This window comes from Streptomyces iranensis, from assembly GCF_017874715.1.
Lineage (GTDB): Bacteria > Actinomycetota > Actinomycetes > Streptomycetales > Streptomycetaceae > Streptomyces > Streptomyces iranensis.
On record NZ_JAGGLR010000012.1, the window covers coordinates 25,237 to 41,148 of the forward strand.

The 15,912-nt window shown below is 69.3% G+C and carries 12 protein-coding genes; 3 read left to right on the top strand and 9 right to left on the bottom strand.

Annotated features, from left to right (window positions below; genetic code table 11):
- Nucleotides 1-142 precede the first annotated feature (142 nt).
- The gene (locus tag J2Z30_RS22360; RefSeq protein WP_044580531.1) at nucleotides 143-2,545 is read left to right on the top strand and encodes an ATP-binding SpoIIE family protein phosphatase; all 2,403 of its coding nucleotides are present in this window, start codon (nucleotides 143-145) and stop codon (nucleotides 2,543-2,545) included.
- A 114-nt stretch (nucleotides 2,546-2,659) separates the two neighbouring features.
- Here J2Z30_RS22360 and J2Z30_RS22365 read toward each other — a convergent pair whose 3' ends face one another.
- The 5 genes from J2Z30_RS22365 to J2Z30_RS22385 all read right to left on the bottom strand — a co-directional run bounded on the left by J2Z30_RS22365 (nucleotide 2,660) and on the right by J2Z30_RS22385 (nucleotide 8,084).
- Entirely contained in the window at nucleotides 2,660-3,919 is a 1,260-nt protein-coding gene (locus tag J2Z30_RS22365; RefSeq protein ID WP_044580530.1) for an FAS1-like dehydratase domain-containing protein, read from the bottom strand.
- A gap of 111 nt (nucleotides 3,920-4,030) precedes the next feature.
- Nucleotides 4,031-5,029, bottom strand: a complete 999-nt coding sequence (locus J2Z30_RS22370; RefSeq protein WP_044580529.1) for an LLM class flavin-dependent oxidoreductase — start codon at nucleotides 5,027-5,029, stop codon at nucleotides 4,031-4,033.
- Nucleotides 5,030-5,293: 264 nt separating this feature from the next.
- Nucleotides 5,294-6,127, bottom strand: coding sequence for an SDR family NAD(P)-dependent oxidoreductase (locus J2Z30_RS22375; protein ID WP_044580528.1), 834 nt, complete (start codon nucleotides 6,125-6,127; stop codon nucleotides 5,294-5,296).
- A 129-nt stretch (nucleotides 6,128-6,256) separates the two neighbouring features.
- A complete protein-coding gene (locus tag J2Z30_RS22380) occupies nucleotides 6,257-6,880 on the bottom strand; it encodes a PaaI family thioesterase (protein WP_078957218.1) in 624 nt (207 codons plus the stop codon).
- A gap of 706 nt (nucleotides 6,881-7,586) precedes the next feature.
- The gene (locus tag J2Z30_RS22385; protein ID WP_209468788.1) at nucleotides 7,587-8,084 is read right to left on the bottom strand and encodes a DoxX family protein; all 498 of its coding nucleotides are present in this window, start codon (nucleotides 8,082-8,084) and stop codon (nucleotides 7,587-7,589) included.
- A gap of 411 nt (nucleotides 8,085-8,495) precedes the next feature.
- On the opposite strand from J2Z30_RS22385, the gene J2Z30_RS22390 reads away from it, so the two are divergent.
- Entirely contained in the window at nucleotides 8,496-10,946 is a 2,451-nt protein-coding gene (locus J2Z30_RS22390; RefSeq protein WP_044582584.1) for a CaiB/BaiF CoA transferase family protein, read from the top strand.
- A 48-nt stretch (nucleotides 10,947-10,994) separates the two neighbouring features.
- Nucleotides 10,995-11,921: an acyl-CoA thioesterase gene (locus J2Z30_RS22395; protein WP_078957217.1), complete on the top strand. Its 927-nt coding sequence runs from the start codon at nucleotides 10,995-10,997 to the stop codon at nucleotides 11,919-11,921.
- Between the two features lie 21 nt (nucleotides 11,922-11,942).
- On the opposite strand, the gene J2Z30_RS22400 is transcribed toward J2Z30_RS22395, so the two are convergent.
- From J2Z30_RS22400 to J2Z30_RS22415, 4 genes are all read right to left on the bottom strand, one after another.
- Nucleotides 11,943-12,746, bottom strand: coding sequence for an SDR family NAD(P)-dependent oxidoreductase (locus J2Z30_RS22400; RefSeq protein WP_078957216.1), 804 nt, complete (start codon nucleotides 12,744-12,746; stop codon nucleotides 11,943-11,945).
- Nucleotides 12,747-12,854: 108 nt separating this feature from the next.
- The gene (locus J2Z30_RS22405) at nucleotides 12,855-13,664 is read right to left on the bottom strand and encodes a FadR/GntR family transcriptional regulator (protein WP_044580527.1); all 810 of its coding nucleotides are present in this window, start codon (nucleotides 13,662-13,664) and stop codon (nucleotides 12,855-12,857) included.
- A 113-nt stretch (nucleotides 13,665-13,777) separates the two neighbouring features.
- Entirely contained in the window at nucleotides 13,778-14,914 is a 1,137-nt protein-coding gene (locus J2Z30_RS22410) for a zinc-binding dehydrogenase (RefSeq protein WP_044580525.1), read from the bottom strand.
- 59 nt (nucleotides 14,915-14,973) lie between these two features.
- Complete coding sequence (locus tag J2Z30_RS22415) at nucleotides 14,974-15,822, bottom strand: TIGR03619 family F420-dependent LLM class oxidoreductase (protein ID WP_209468789.1); 849 nt, start codon at nucleotides 15,820-15,822, stop codon at nucleotides 14,974-14,976.
- Between the last annotated feature and the right edge of the window lie 90 nt (nucleotides 15,823-15,912).

Genomic DNA, 15,912 nt, shown 5'->3' on the forward strand with positions numbered 1-15,912 from the left:
CGCATGCCGTGGGGCGCGGCCTGGAAGATGCGCGCCGCCGGCCGGCGTGTGCGCGATCCGGCATCCACCCCATAATCCCGCCGACCGTACGTAATGACCCATACTGGGCATAGAACCCATCAGGCGAGGGAGAGCCACAACGATGACGGGCCAGTGCGATGGAGCCGAACCGTTCTCGCTGGACGGCATCGCGACGGCCGTAATCAACCGCGAGGGCATCGTACTGAGCTGGACGCGCGGGGCCGAGGAGTTGCTGGGCCGTACGGCCTCGGAGGTCTGCGGCCGCCCGGTGGCACACCTCCTCGCCAACGCCTCGGAGCGACCCCGCCTGGCCGAGGGCGGCGGAACCGGGATCCCGGAGGCAGGGCGGGCAGCGCTGCGGCACCACTCCGGTGACACGGTCGAGGTCGCGTTTCGCGTGCTGCCGCTCCAGCCCCGCTCCGAGTTCGCCGTTCTGGCGGCGCCCATCCGCAGCGTGACCGACTGGAGACAGGGCGCGTCCCTGCTGCGTGCGCTACTCGGCCAGGATCGCGTCGGAATCGGCATCCACGACCCTGAGCTGCGGGTCGTGCGGACCAACACCACATCCGAGATGCCCGGCGGGCCGGGCCCACCCCTCGGCGGCCGGCTGGCGGACGTCATGTCCGCGGAGGACGCCGAGGCCGCCGAGGCGGCGCTGCGCCAGGTGCTGTCCACGGGCGTGCCGCTGGTGGGACGCGAGCACCGGACGCGGCGCTCGACACAGGCACCCGAGCCGCAGGAGATCTTCTCGCTGTCCGCCTTCAGGCTGGACGACGAGCGGGGGCTCCCGGCGGGCCTCGCCGTCTTCCTCAATGACGCCGCCGGTCGGCCGCGGGCCCATCGCGACCTGGAGCTGCGCCATCGGGCCTCGGCCCACATCGGCACCTCACTCGACGTCACCCGTACCGCTCAGGACATGGCGGACATCCTGGTCCCGGCTCTCGGCGACCTGGCCTGGGTGGAGCTGGCCGAGGCGGTGTTCGAGGGGGACGAGCCACCCAAGGTCCTCGGTGGGGGAGATCCGCACATGCGACGGGCCGCCGTGGCCCCCGTCGGCACCTGCCCCACCCTCCCACCGGGAGCCGCGGTCCCGCGGCTCCGGGACGCCCTCAGCCTGCGCAGCGTCCAGCGCGGCAAGGCCATCATCACCGACCGGGCGGAAACCGAGTCGGCCACCGGCCAGAAGCTGGCGCGGCTGTTCGTCCCCGAGCACGGTCATTCAGCCATGTGGGTCCCGCTGTTCGCGCGCGGCCTCCTGCTCGGCACGGTCGCCATCTGGCGCACCGAGCAGCCAGAGCCCTTCCACCAGGAGGACGCGGAGCTGCTGACGGAGATAGCGACCCGCGCGGCGCTGAGCGTGGACAACGCCCGCCGCTACACGCGCGAACACCGTGCGGCCGTGGCCCTGCAGCAGAGACTGCTCCCGCACGCCACCACCGACACCGCAGCCGCCCATACGGTCGGCCTCTACAAGCCCGCCGGCGGCGGCTCCGAGATCAGCGGCGACTGGTTCGACGTCATACCACTGCCCTCCCTGCGCGCCGCCTTTCTCGTCGGTGACGTCATCGGCCACGGGCTGCACGCCACGGCCACCATGGGCCGGCTGAGCACCGCCGTCCAGACACTGGCCGATCTGGAACTCCCCCCCGACGAGCTCCTCACCCGTCTGGACGACCTCGTCACCCGGCTCGCTTCGGAGGCCGCCCCCGCACACGACGACACGATCGGCGCCACCTGTCTGTACGCCCTTTACGACCCGATCAGCCGTCTTTGCACCCTGGCCAGTTCAGGCCATCCGCCTCCCGTCCTGGTCCGTCCCGACGGCACCGCCCACCCCGTGGCGCTCTCTCCCGGTCCGCCGCTGGGCGTGGGCGGCCTGCCGTTCGAGACCACCACCCTTGAGCTGGATCCCGGCAGTGTCCTGGTGCTGTACACCGACGGTCTCCTCGACCGCTCCGACCAGGACGCCGGCCTCCAGCGGCTGACCGATCGCCTCGCGGCGCTCTGCCGTCCAGGCGTGGCCCTGGACGACCTCGGCCACGCCCTGATGGCCGATGCCATCGACTCCCCGCCCCGCGACGACATCGCCCTGCTCCTCGTCCGCACCCGGGCCCTCGCGCCCGATGCCACCTCCGCCTGGGAATTCCCCGCCGACCCCGCTGTCGTCACCGACGCCCGCGAGGCGACCAGCCACCAGCTCACCGCCTGGGGGCTCGACGAGGCTGCTTTCACCACCGAACTCATCGTCAGCGAACTCGTCACCAATGCCATCCGCTACGCCGGCGGCCCCATGGAACTGCGTCTCATCCGCGACAGGGTGCTCATCTGTGAGGTCTCAGACCCCAGCAACACCCACCCACGGCTGCGCCGCGCCCACATCACCGACGAGGGCGGCCGCGGTCTGTTCCTCGTCGCTCAGCTCACCCAGCGTTGGGGTATCCGCTACGGCCGGTCCGGTAAGACCATCTGGGCCGAGCTCCCCCTGCCTCCCGTGCGCGTTGAACGGGAGCTCCGCGGGCTCTGAGCTCTCAGCCCATCGTCCGCGCGGGGATGTTCCGGAGGAAGCCGGGCATGCGGCGCTCGGGGCGGTTGATCGTGATGACACGGCCCGGACCCCGGCCCTCGGTCACCACCGCGCTCAGCCGCGGGCACCCTTGAGCTCGAGGTGGCGCCGCATCAGACGGGCGGCGTCCTCGGTGAGTTCCGCGGGCGCCTCGGGGAGCCTGACCTCACCGTGCTCCCGACTGGGGACGGCGACCGTGGCGGTGGCAAGGCATGTCTCCTCACCGCGCTGGTTGACGCCGGTCAGGGTCAGGTCGACCACCGTTTGTCCGTTCTCCACGCGCTTCGCCGTCACCCCACCGGTGAGGGTGTGCGTGTCGCCGAGGTAGTTGAACTTCCGCATCTGACTGCTCTGGCGTACGAGCCACGCATCATCGCCCGCCCAGTCGGTGACGAGGTGGGAGAGCCAGCAGTCGCGCATGACGCCGTAGTCGTACGCCATCGGCGCACCGACCTGCCTGGCCCACGCGGGGTCCCAGTGCACCCGCTGCGACACATCCGGGATTCCCTGCTCGTTGGGGGTGTAGAACGCGGGGATCCGCTGCCTGTTCTGCCAGCCGAGGCGGTTCGAGGCCGGGGCGAACGGGCTGAATCCGTAGCCGCCCGAGTGGAAGACGATGATGTCGGTTGTGGTGAGTGGCCCCTTGGCCATCGGGCCCAGCCCGTCTCCGACCCGCACGTCCTCGAACCACCTGGCGTCGGCGCCGCGCCGCCGCTCGGAGGCGTAGATCGCGTCGATGCGCGCCAGGTCCTCCTCCGTATAGGACGTGGGCTCGTGGTCGTACTTGCCACGGCTCCTGGCGGCCTTGCGCTCGGCGTGGATCAGGATGACCCGGGCCACCGAGACGACCTCGGCGTTCTGGTTCATCCGCACATGGCGCCGAGTGAGGATGAGGGTTTTGCCGGCGAACTCCGACTGCTTCTCCTCCACCGACTCCAACCCCTGAAAGGTGTAGAGCGAGTCGCCCGGCCGGACCGGCCGGTAGAGCTCCCAGGCGGTGCCGGACACGAAGTTGTGGACGCCGCGGAACGCCGGCTGCTTGGTGTGCTTCGGCCGCTGGTCTCCCAGCAGGGGCTTGTTCAGCGCGACGCCCACCAGCGGCGGGGCCACCTGCCCCGCCCACCGGGTGTCTTCACCGTAGGACTCGTCGGTGTAGAGGGGGTTGTCGTCACCATAGCTGCGTGCGAAGTTGCGGATCGAATCGAAGGACGCGGTGGTGTGGAGCTCGGGGACCTTGCTCGGGAACAGCAGCCCGCGGATCGACTTGGCCTGTTCGACATCGGATGGATCGATCACTCCGGCAGTGCGCTCGGTTTGCTCCGTCGTTTCACTCATACAACCTCCATCAACCACCCAACCGACTTCATCGTAATGATTTAACTATATAACTAGATACATGGGCCGGGCAAGGGATCTCCGGCACTGGCCGATGCCGCCGCGGCACCGTCACTCCGGCGACCTCAGGTTCAGTGAGGCCCTGCAGTACGCCGCCTGACGCCGCTTGCTGACCAGGAACGACGGGGGCGCCAAATAGGCGGTGCCCCGCGGCAGCCCGCCCCTGCGCGCGTCGAGCATCGCCTGGGCCTGTGCCGTGGTGCCGCACACGGCGATCGCGCCGAGCATCTCATCCGTGACAGCCTCGGCCATCGCCTCGGTGTCGCCTCCGCGAAAGGCGGCGCGCAGGGCTTCCACCGCGGACTCCCACCCGTGAAATTCCACGAAGGGGTCGTAGGTCTTCACGGTCAGGTAGAACGCGATCATCCGCCTGGCGTCGCGGATCGCCCGGTCCGGGTCCGTGTCGTCGACCGCCGTGATCAGCCAGCCGACTTCGCGCACGTCGGACGAAGTCCGTCCGCTGCGCTCGACACCCGCCGAGAACCGCGGCCGCACGACGTCGCGCCACCACCGCCCGGTGAACAGACCGTGCCCGATGATGCCGTCGGCCACCTCGCCGGCCGTCTGGGCCATGCCGGCGTTGAATCCCGCGAGCAGCAGCGGGATGTCGAGCCTGCCCAGGACGGGAGCCCGGATGTCGGCCTCGATACGGTAGTACTCGCCCTCGAAGGAGACGACCTCGCCGTTCTCCGCCTCCAGGTAGGCGCGCACCGCGGGGATCAGTTCGCGGATCCGGGCCATCGGCTTGTCCGCGGGGACCCCGAACCAGTCGCGATTGACCTTGAAGGCCCCGGTACCGAACCCGAGGAACATTCCCCCGGGCGCGGTCGCATGGATCTGGCGGGCCGCTGTCGCATGGGCGTATGGAGTCCGCGCGAACGCGTAGGCGATGGCCGTACCCACTTCGGCCGTGGTGACGCCCCTGGCCATCTCGCCCAAGGAGAGATAGGCGTCGTGATCGACGAAGTCACCCGTACAGAAAGAGGTGAAACCCGCCCGCTCGGCTTCCTTGGCCACCTCGGCGCCGTTCCACGGCATCCCCAGCTTCATGACGGCGTCACCGGACCTCTGGGCAGGCCGAGCAGACTCTCGGCGACGATGGTGCGCTCACGGCATGGGCTCCTCACACGCAGGGTTTTCGAGATGTTCCCGATTGGTTCCGAAGGCGAGGCGCGGGGACATCCGCCGCCTTTGGAGCAGATGAGCGTCCACCTCGGAGGTGAACCCCATGTCCGACGGGACGTTCGATCCCGAGGGACTGGGTGAACCCGAGTCTTGGCCGAGCGCCACTCCGGGCGCCGACGGCCGCCGGGGTCATTCGCGGAAGTCGGCTCCCTCGGAGACCTCGCGCCACAGCTCCAGCTCGGCGATCCGTCGCTCCAGGGCGTCGGCGATCATCGCCGTGGCGAAGCGGCCGAGCACGAGATGAGCCGGGGGCTCGTCGGAATCGAGTGCCGCGACAATCGCGAGCGCGCCGCGCTCAGGGTCTCCGGGCGGCCGTCCGTCGCCTCGGCCTTCCTCCTCACGTCGCTTGTCCACGGCCGGGTAGACGCCGAGTTGTTTCTGCGCATAGCGGCGGGAGCGGGCGAAGAAGCCCGTCCTGAAGGCCCCCGGCTCGACCACGAGGACGTGGATGCTGAACGGCCGGAGCTCGCCACGCAGCGCGTCGGACCAGCCTTCGAGTGCGTGCTTACTGGCGGCGTAGTAACCGGACCCCGCCGCTCCCAGCACCCCGCTGACCGAAGAGACGTTGACGATCATTCCCGCCCCGCGTGCACGCCAGCCGGGCAGGACGAGCCCGGTCAGCGCCGTCGGCCCGAAGAAGTTGGCCTCCATCTGAGCCCGGCGTTCCTCCTCGCCGGTCTCCTCGATCGCGCCGAGGAGACCGTATCCAGCGTTGTTGACCAGGACATCGATCGGCCCGAGCGCCTTCTCGGCGGCCGCGAGAGCGGGCGCGAAGGTCCCCGGGTCGGCAAGGTCGAGGTCGAGCGCCACGCCCTGGTCCCCGAGATCGAGATCGATGCGGCTCGCATCACGCGCGGTGACCGCCACCCGGCCCCCCGCACGGATCACGCGCGCCGCAAGGGCACGCCCGATCCCGCTCGAACCACCGGTGATGAACCAGGTCTTCGCCGCCCATGATGTCATTCCGCAAGTCTAACCTAGTTAGCTTACTCAGGGAATGGTTCACCCGATGGCCGACCGGTCCCGCATCGGCCTCGGGCGCGGTATCGCCCCCGCCGTACACCTCCACGCCACCGCAGATGAGCCGCGATGTCAGGGCTGCCCGGGAAGCAGGGCGAGGAAGAGCCCATGGGACTCGGCGCACAGGGTGTCACCGTCCCTGATCTCCGCGCGGATGAACCGTTTGCGCCCCTCCTCGCTCTCGAACCACGCCCGCACGCTCAACGGCACCCCGACCGGAGTGACCGACCGGAAGTCCGTGTGCAGGAAGGCCGTACGCGACTGGGACCGGCCCGCGGTGTTGGAGAGTCTGCCCATCACCTCGTCGAAGAGCAGCGGGATCGCACCGCCGTGGACGGCGCCGTTGCCACCGAGGAAATAGCGCCCGAAAGTCACGGTCCCCTTCACGCTCCGCTCGTCGAACTCCTCGGCGGCGAATTTCGGAGACATCACCTGGCCGCGGCCGTGCAGGTCGCGGCGACGGCCGAAGACCTGTTGCCGCTCCCCCACACGGTGACTCTCCAGCCTCTCGGACCAGGCGGCGAAAGCATCGGTGAGGGCCCGCACGGTCTCCTCGTCCGGACTGGCCGCGGCGAACCCGTCGAGGAGATCGCGCAGCGATTCGATCAGCGCGCCGTACCCGGGCCCGCCACCCGTCACCGGGACGTCCGTGTCCAGCCACGTGCCACTGCCCGAGGGGAGGCCGGTACGAGGCATCCTGCCGTTCTCGGGCGACGCCGCCTCCGGCAGGCGGGGACGCCGCCCGTGCGCAGGCGGGCCTGATACAGGCCTTCGCCCTGGGGCGGCGCCCCGACGTCCCAACTCACCGCACGAGCAGAGGCAGCAGGGGTGGCCGTTCTGCGGGGGGATCGCCCGGCCGTCGCGGTGACCACCGGAATCGGCTGTCCCGGTCGGGAACTCCAGCGGCTTCCCGTGCGGGCCGCCGTTGTCTTCGTCGTGGTCATCCATGCGGAGAACACCCCTTGGTCTATTGGGCGCCGGTATACGGCCGTGCCCGATGGGTCTACGGTCGCCGAGCGGCCGCACGGGCCGCAACAGCGTGATCGGCCCGCCGGGCGGGCAGCGCAGAACGGGCTCCCGCAGCGACCCGAACCTTCCGCCCTCAAGCCCTGAGGGGACGGTCAGAGGGCCTCGATGACCGAGGCCGCGGCCGCTGCCGTAGACGTTGACCCGGCCCTTGTCGAGTGCGGCGGACGGAGCGAGGCCAGCTTTTCGGCGGTGGTGCCGCGCCGCGGATGCTCGTCAAGGCAGAACCCGGTGACGACGCCGCCGGCGAACGTGGCACGCGCAGCTTGCCTCCGTGAGCGGTGGCGATCGGGGTACGTACGGCACTCGCGATGACCGCATCGGTCATGGGCGCGCTCTCTTCCTTTCGGTCGGGAGCCGGGCCGTGCGCGGTGACTCAGTCGGCCTTGGCGGGCCGGTAGGAGGTCAACAGCAGGCCCAGCCCGGCGGCCACCCCGGCAACCGCCGCGAAGGCGGCCCAGAGCGCACCGGCGAGATCGAGGCCGAGCAGTCGGTCGACCGACCAGGCACCGGGCCCGGCGGAGGCCAGGGCCACCGCGACGATGCCGACGAGGACGGTGTATTCACAACCGCCCTTGAACACGAAGTATCCCTTGCCCCTGTGATCGGTGAGGGCCGCCACCAGCATGAGCCCGACGTACGCGGTCGCCGCGAGGCCACTGAGGAGACCGACGGTGACCAGCGCGCCGGCCAGGATCTCGGTGCCGGCGGCGAGGCGCGCGTGAAGCCACGCGGGACGCAGGCCGAGCCCCCCGAACCAGGCCGTCGTCCCCGCCAGTCCCCCGGCACCTGCCAGCTTGTTCCACCCGTGCACGAGCAACATGGGCCCAAGTGCCAGCCTCACCAGCGCCATTGCGAGATCGGTCTCCATCATGCCCCTCACTTATAAGGTGCAATCATCTTACTCTATAACCTCATCCTGGCAAGGCCGGGAACGAAGGAGGGGGACCCGCGGTCGCGTCGGCGTCACAGGTGCATCGCCCCACGGCCGCCCGCACCTCGACCACTCCGTATGGTTGCCACCGCCGACTACCGTCTTGTATAAATCAGTAATATCTTTGACGTAACAGTAGTCCTGCCCCCTACGGCATTCCCCGCCTCCGAAGGCAACGCCACGGCATCGCGCCGTACCGCCTCGGCGCGGGCCCGGGTCGACGGCGGACGCTGACGGCAGCGCACCGCGGGTACCGGCCGCGCCGACGCCCTATGACCACCCGTGGACGACGGGTCAGAGATCACCACGGATCAAGGACGATCACACGAGAGAGAGCCGGAGATGCACGAGATGGCGCCCAACGAAGGCGCGGCGGCGGAGCCCCTGGCCGGACTGACGGTTCTCGACCTCTCGACCGCCCTTCCCGGCGCGCTGGTGTCACAGTTCCTGGGCGATGCCGGCGCGGACGTCCTGATGGTCGAGCCGCCCGGCGGGCACCCGCTGCGTTCCCTCACGGGATGGCCGGGGCTGGCCCGTGGCAAGAGCAGCCGCGTGCTCGACCTCCATGACGACGCCGACAACGCGCGCGTCTGGGAGCTGGTCCGCAGGGCCGACGTACTGGTGACCACGTTCCGGCCCCGCACGGCCGCCCGGCTCGGCTTCACCCCCAACAAGCTGGGCGAGGTGAATCCACGACTGGTCAGCGCGGGCATCACCGGCTGGGGCGCCGGGCCCGATGCCGACCTTCAGGGCTACGAGGCCCTGGTCATGGCCAGGTGGGGGGTCATGCACAGCAAGGCCCCGGCCGCTCCACGCCCGGGACCGGCCTTCGTGTCAACGCCGTACGCCTCCTGGGGTGCCGCGCAGACGGCACTGCACGGGATCCTCTGCGCACTCTACGAACGCGAGTCCAGCGGCCGCGGCCAGCACGTGCACGCCGACCTCGTTCGCGGGCTGTCCACAATGGACACGTACTCCTACTTCATGCAGCTGGTCGCCCTGCGCTGGCCCGACGCGTTCTCCGCCGTCGGCAAGCCGTGGGACGACGACGGCAACCCCCGGGGCAGGCTCATCTACAACCTGCTCTCCACACCCACCAGCGACGGCCACTGGCTCCAGTTCGCTCAGGCCGAGCCCCGGCTGTTCGCCGCCTTCGCCGAGGAACTCGGCCTGAGCGAGCTGCTCGCCGAGCCCAAGTGGGCCGATTTCCCCGACCTGGCCGACCCCGCGCTCCGCTTGGAGCTGTGGGAAATCATGATCGATGAGGCGAGGAGCCGCACGCTCGACGAGTGGAACAGGGTCTTCGCGGCCAACCCCAGTATCCAGGCGGAGCGGTTCCGTACGCCCACCGAGGCCTTCGACCATCCGCAACTGGTCCACGACGGCCGTATCGTCGTGGTCGACGACCCCGATCTGGGTCCGGTGCGCCAGCCGTCGACGATGGTGCACAGCGACGGCGCGCCGATCACGGAACTCCGTCCGGCGCCGCGCCTCGGCGAGGGCGGCAGTGCGCTGCTGACCGGCGCCGACACTCCCCGCGCCACCGCGCCCGACGATCCGGCCCCCTCCGGTCTGCCTCTTGAGGGAGTCACCGTGCTCGAACTGGGCTCGATGTTCGCCGGGCCGTACGGTGCGACGCTCCTCACCGACCTCGGGGCCCGGGTGATCAAGGTCGAACCGCTGGCCGGTGACACCATGCGGCGCCTCGCCGCCTTCCCGGAAGCCGGTGGCGCCAAAGTCCTCCAGGGCAAGGAGAGCGTCGCGCTCGATCTGAACAGCGAGGAGGGCCTGAAGATCGTCCACCGGATCGCCGAGCGCGCCGACATCGTGGTGCAGACCTACCGGGCGGGCGCCGCCGAGCGGGCCCGGGTCGACGCGAAGACCCTCCGGGCCGTGAACCCCGACCTCGTCTACCTCAACGCCCCGGGCTACGGCACGGACGGGCCGTACGGTCACAGTCCCGCCTACGCACCGTCCATGGGCGCCGCCTCCGGGCTCGCGCTGTCCGACGTCCCCGACGCGGCGGGCGCTACCGACGACCTGGCCGAGATCAAGTCCAGCATCATCCGCCTCTACACCGCGGCCGCGAACCAGACCGGTCAGGCGGACGGCGTGGCGGCCTCCGGCGCGGCGAGCGCGATGCTGCTCGGCCTTCTCGCCCGGCGCCGCGGCAGGCCGATGGGCGCCCTGACGACGACGATGCTCGCGACGGCGACCCACTGCCTCATCGACCGCAACATCGATTACGAGGGGCGGTCGGCTCCGATCCAACCGGACCGCCTGCTCTACGGGTACTCGGCGCTGTACCGCCTCTACGAGGCCGCCGAGGGGCACTGGCTGTGCCTCGCCGCTCCGCAGGAACGGGAGTGGGAACGACTGGCCACCGCACTGGCTCCTTACACCGACCTCGCGGGCGACGAGCGGTTCGCCACCGTCTCCTCGCGTGCCGAGCACGACAGCGAGCTGGCCGACGTGCTGGCCGCCATATTCCTGACCCGGCCCAACGACACCTGGGAGACGGACCTCCGTGCCGCCGGCATCGGCTGTGTCGCCGTCGCCGAAGACCTTCCCGAGAAGCTCTTCCAGAACGACGCCTCCTTCGAAGCGGGCTACTGCGTCAACGCGATGAGCCCGGTCTTCGACGAGCACCGCCGGCTGGATGCGGCGACCCATTTCTCGCGCTCGCGGGTGCGAACCCGCGGCGGGTGCCTGACCGGCGAGCACACCGACGCGATCCTCGCGGAGCTCGGCTACGACGAGGCGACGGTCGCCGATCTCCATGCCCGGGGTGTGATCGGCTGACACGCTCAGCCCTTGCTAAGCTCGCTAACTAAGTTAGACTTATCTGTCATGACAGAAGCCGAGACGCCCCCCGCCGGGAGCCATCGTGACCTGCCCGGCCGGACCGGTTCCCTGGCGGAGCTCCTGGGACTTGAGCAGGTCGAGCGCCACAGCTTCCGGGGCCTGTCCCGACGAGGCGGCATGCATCGCAAGTTCGGCGGCGAAATCGCCGGCCAGGCGGCGATGGCCGCCGGTCTCACCGTCGCCCGGGAGCGCACTCTTCACTCGGCGCACACCCACTTCCTGCGCGAGGGGAACTCCGACGCACCCGTCACCTACCGGGTCCGGCCGGTCCGTGACGGGACGTCCATTTCCACCCGCCATGTCGACGGCCTCCAAGACGGTCACTTGATCTGCCAGCTCACGGCCTCGTTCCAGCGCGAGGGAGCCGGGTTCGACCACCAGATTCCGCGCGCCAGCGCACCGCCCCCCGAGCAGTTGCCCACGGTCGAGGAGTTGCTCCGCGACGACCCGGAAAACCTCGCCTGGGCCCAGGCCGTAATGGCGCGCGGTTCAGTGGAGTTCCGGTTCCCGATCCCCCCGAACCGGGTGGTCGCGAGCCGTGGCGCGTCCACCCCACCGCGCCAGCGGATCTGGATACGGGCGAGGGCACCGCTGCCCGGTGACCCGCTGATGCACCGCGCCGCCCTGCTCTACCTCTCCGACTACCTGCTGCTCTCCGTGGCCGCCACGCACCACGGAGTGATACCTCAGGATCCCGGCATCCAGTTCGCGACGATCGACCACAGCGTGTGGTTCCATCACTTCCGCCGCGCTGACGAATGGCTTCTGCACGAGCAGGAGAGCCCTTGGGCGGGACAGGGCCTGGCGCTGTGCCGCGGGTTTCTCTTCGACCGTGACGGCGCCCTCGTCGCGAGCACCCAGCAACAAGGACTGCTCCGCAGACGCGACTCCGGGGTCCGGGTCCCCGGCTGATCAAAGGACGACCGGCTGCGTTCAGATCCGGGCAGAGTCGGGGACTGCCGTTCCGAGCCCCTGCGACCGGACGAAGTCAGCGGCCCGCAGCAGCCGGCCGGTCCACTCCAGAGCAGTGCCGCAGCTCACCAGGTGGCCGATCGCGACGGCCGGTACCTCCATGGACACCAGCCGGGCCCTGTGCTCGGGCGACAGCGTGTCGAGCCGGCGCTCAAGGCGCTCGGTGCTGACCGAACCCGGATCGACGTTGACGATGGCGATCCCGAGCGCCATCAACTCGCCGGCCAGGGCGTTCGCCAGCCGGTTCAGAGCCGCCTTGCTGGCCGCGTACCCCACGCTGTACAGCAACGGGCCCTCCACCGCCGGCTTCAGGTCACCTGCGCCGGAGGAGAGGTTCACGATCACTCCCCGGGCCCTGGAGAGATGGGGGACGGCTGCCTGGATCAGCGCGAGAGGGCCGTGCAGGTTCGTGTCGAACTGCGCGTGCCAGTCCTCGAACTCGAGCTCGGTGACCGGGACGTTGCCCCCATGCGTCAACGCCGCGTTGTTCACCACGGCATCGAGCCGGCCGAACGTCTCCACGGCGGTGGAGACCAGCGCGCTCGCCTCGTCCCGCCGGGACATGTCGGCACGTGCCACGACGACGCGCGCGCCCGCGGCCTCGATCTCCGCCCGGGTCTCGGCCAGGCTGCCGGGCAGCCGTCCGTCCCGCTCCAGCGCCCGCGCCGACGCGACGATGCCGTAGCCGCGGTGCGCTAGTTCCAATGCGGTGCGCTTGCCGATGCCACGACTGGCTCCTGTCACGATCGCGACCCTCGTGTGCATGGAAATGACTCTCCGTTCGGTCTGAATTGTCGAGCCCGATCACGGTCAGCCGTCGCGAAGACCTCACCACACCGGCAGAAGTATATCTTAATTAGTGCACTGTTTGAGTCAGTCGAAGAGGTCGACGACGGCCTTCGGGTCCGCCTCCGTCCCGAGCAGGATCTTGCTGGAGACATCCATGTGCTTACGCCAGTGACGCTGAGCGCCTTCGGCGTCCTTGGCCTCCAGGAAGGCGACCAGTTTCGAGTAGGAGCGGACGGACCGCCGGAAAGACTCCACCGCGTCGGACCGGTCACTACTGCGGGACACGGCGGACGCCAGATGCGTCTCCATGACATCGCGCAGCACACCCCACTGGATCGCCATGGCACGGTTTCCCGCGCGCTCGATCAGCAGCTCGTGGAACCGCCAGGCGAGCCGGCTCCCCGCGTCCAGGGATATGCCGGGGTCGGCCTTCGCGGCTTCGACCAGCTTGCGCAGCTCCTCGACGCATGCCCGCAGGTCCTCGAGATCGCGCTCCTTGCGGCGCGTCGCGAGGCGGTGCACGGCAGCCGGCTCGATGATGACCCGCGTGTCGTAGACCTCACCGATCGTCGTCCCGCTCAGCTGGAGCAGGAGACCGACGTACCTCGCCGCCACCGACAGATCCGGCGCCAGCACCCGGGCGCCACCGCGCGCCCCACGGCGGATGCTGATGAGCGACTCCGCCTCCATGATCCTGAAGGCCTCGCGCAGCGTGGGCCGGGACACCCCGAACTGCGCCATGAGGTCGGCCTCCGAGGGCAGTGTGTCGCCCTCCCGCAGTTCGCCCAGCACAATGCGCCGGCGGATACTCTTCGCAATGATCTCGGCAGCCTTGGGCGCACGGACGAACTCGTCGACCGGGACCCAGCCCTCTCGACCGTTAGTTGCTGTCATGCTTCTCCCGCCTCGACCATGACCTGCAGTAGCTAATTCACTCTACTAAATCAGTTCAATGATAGGCCTGCCGGACCGGCTGCCGGCCGCATCTGACCGGGAGCAGTTGGCCACTACACCGTGCCACTCAGGTTCCTATGCGGCTCTATGACCGCCTTCACCTCGTCGAAGGCTTTCATCCTGTCGAACGCGATGGCCGCGTCGTCCAGCGAATACCGTGCGTTGCCGACCAGCAGGTCCCAGTCGAAACGATCGCGATGCCGTTCCAGGAACCGCATGGCCCGGTAGTAGGAGCCGATCTCCGCGCTCGTGGATCCGAAGAGTGTGAGGTTTCGTACGACGATGAGGGTGGGGTCGATCGCTTGGGAGGTCTGCGTGGTCGACCCCACGATCAGGAGCCTGCCGTCGGGCGCGGCGAACTCTATGCCTTCACCCACCACGCCGGGGCCACCGGAGAAGTCGCAGACGACATCCGCTCCACGGCCGTCCGTAGCAGCCAGCACCGCCGATACGCCCTCGGCTGGGTCGGGACAGTCCTCGATGGAAATCGTCTCATCGGCTCCGAACGCGGACGCGACCTCGAGCCTGCCCGCCGGCGCACCGATGACGATGAGCTTGCGCGGGTTCAACGTGGAGAGCATCGCAGTGGCGAACAGCCCGAGCGCCCCGGAGCCCTGAACCACGACATCATGCCGGTAGTCCACCTGGCCGAGCCGCTCGATCGCGTGCAGCACGGTCCGAAACGCGCAGCTCGCCGCCGACGCCCACGTGCTCTCCACGGCATCGGGGACGCGGAGACGACCCGAGCCGGGCCACACATACGAGTACTCCGCGATCGTCCCGTTGAGGTGGGGGGAATCGTCCGTGCTCGTCAACATGCCCAGCCGGCGGTTAGTGCACAGCGTCCGGCGTCGGAGCACATTGCATGCGTAGCACTGCCCGCACGATTCGTGCTCCCAGACGACCCGGTCCCCGATCGAAAGGGCGTGGCCCACTGAGTCGGCTTCCACCGCCTCGCCAAGAGCCACGACGGTTCCCACTGCCTCGTGGCCCGGCATGAGGGGAAGCCTGGGGCCGTGCCGCTCATATGCGCCTTCCCATAGGTGCACATCCGACCCGCACAGTGTGGCAGTCTCGATCTTCACGAGGATTCCCCCCGCCGACGGCGCGGTGACGGGGAAATCCCTGAGCTTCATGGGCTTGCCGTACTCCTCGATGACCAGGCCCCGGCCGTACTCCGGCAGATTCATCCCGTCCCCTCTCCGGGGCGCGTCAGCCCGCTGTCCCGCATCGGTCTTCTTCGCATTCCCTAACGGCATTCCTGCGCGAGTGAGACGATGCGCTCGGCGTAGGCACGGCGATCATCGATGGTTCGAATCCGGAGATCCGATCGGCGTGCGGGGACGAACATCGCACCTGTCGCACCGGCTTCGGCCATCCCCTCCCACTCGCCTTTGGTGGGCACGTCCACCAGGGGGACGATGCACTCGAACGGCCTGTCGAGAGTGTCCACTTCCGCGCGAGCCGCACGCATCGCCCTGCACCGTTCGAGCGCCGTCGGAGCATCGTAAGGGCCCGCGGCGAACCAGCCGTCGTACCTGGCCGCCCGCCTGAGCGCGCGGGGGCTCTCACCTCCCAGGTAGATCGGCACGGCGGTGTCGTACGGGGGAGCCAGGCGAACCCCGCTGAACTTGAAGAAGTCCCCGTCGTAGTCGACGACATCTCCCGTGAGCAGAAGCCGGATCACCTCCAGCATCTCGTTCATCCGGGCGCCCCGGGTCTTGAAGTCGGCGCCGACCAACTCGTACTCGTCGCGCATCCATCCGACACCGGCCCCCATCACCAGCCTGCCCCGGCTGAAGTGCGCAGCCGTCGAGACCGCCTTGGCCACGCTGAACGGGTCCTGCAGCGGCAGCACCAAGATCGAAGAAGCGATGACGATGTTGTTCGTGACGTTCGCGATCGCCGTCGCGGTCACCCAGGGATCGGGGGTAGCGGGATCCGAGGCGCCCGAAGAGTCCCACCATTTGTCTTCATCGTCCTTGCGGTACGGGTGCTCAGCACCAGCCGCCTCGAGATCCACCAGGTGGTGGGCCAGCGCCACTCCGTCGAAGCCCAGGTCATCAAGGATGCGGGTGAACTCGAGTAGCTGATTCATGGGCGTGTTCGTCACATGGCACCAGAGCTTCATCTGATCCCTCTTCTCGGGCTAATGGCCGTGATCCAGGTTCTTTACTTCGCCCAGCTG

Excerpts from the sequence above, each read along its gene's own strand:
- J2Z30_RS22360 (WP_044580531.1), top strand. The coding sequence starts at position 143 with ATGACGGGCCAGTGCGATGGAGCCGAACCGTTCTCGCTGGACGGCATC.
- J2Z30_RS22365 (WP_044580530.1), bottom strand. The coding sequence starts at position 3,919 with ATGAGTGAAACGACGGAGCAAACCGAGCGCACTGCCGGAGTGATCGAT.
- J2Z30_RS22370 (WP_044580529.1), bottom strand. The coding sequence starts at position 5,029 with ATGAAGCTGGGGATGCCGTGGAACGGCGCCGAGGTGGCCAAGGAAGCC.
- J2Z30_RS22375 (WP_044580528.1), bottom strand. The coding sequence starts at position 6,127 with ATGACATCATGGGCGGCGAAGACCTGGTTCATCACCGGTGGTTCGAGC.
- J2Z30_RS22380 (WP_078957218.1), bottom strand. The coding sequence starts at position 6,880 with ATGCCTCGTACCGGCCTCCCCTCGGGCAGTGGCACGTGGCTGGACACG.
- J2Z30_RS22385 (WP_209468788.1), bottom strand. The coding sequence starts at position 8,084 with ATGATGGAGACCGATCTCGCAATGGCGCTGGTGAGGCTGGCACTTGGG.
- J2Z30_RS22390 (WP_044582584.1), top strand. The coding sequence starts at position 8,496 with ATGGCGCCCAACGAAGGCGCGGCGGCGGAGCCCCTGGCCGGACTGACG.
- J2Z30_RS22395 (WP_078957217.1), top strand. The coding sequence starts at position 10,995 with ATGACAGAAGCCGAGACGCCCCCCGCCGGGAGCCATCGTGACCTGCCC.
- J2Z30_RS22400 (WP_078957216.1), bottom strand. The coding sequence starts at position 12,746 with ATGCACACGAGGGTCGCGATCGTGACAGGAGCCAGTCGTGGCATCGGC.
- J2Z30_RS22405 (WP_044580527.1), bottom strand. The coding sequence starts at position 13,664 with ATGACAGCAACTAACGGTCGAGAGGGCTGGGTCCCGGTCGACGAGTTC.
- J2Z30_RS22410 (WP_044580525.1), bottom strand. The coding sequence starts at position 14,914 with ATGAATCTGCCGGAGTACGGCCGGGGCCTGGTCATCGAGGAGTACGGC.
- J2Z30_RS22415 (WP_209468789.1), bottom strand. The coding sequence starts at position 15,822 with ATGAATCAGCTACTCGAGTTCACCCGCATCCTTGATGACCTGGGCTTC.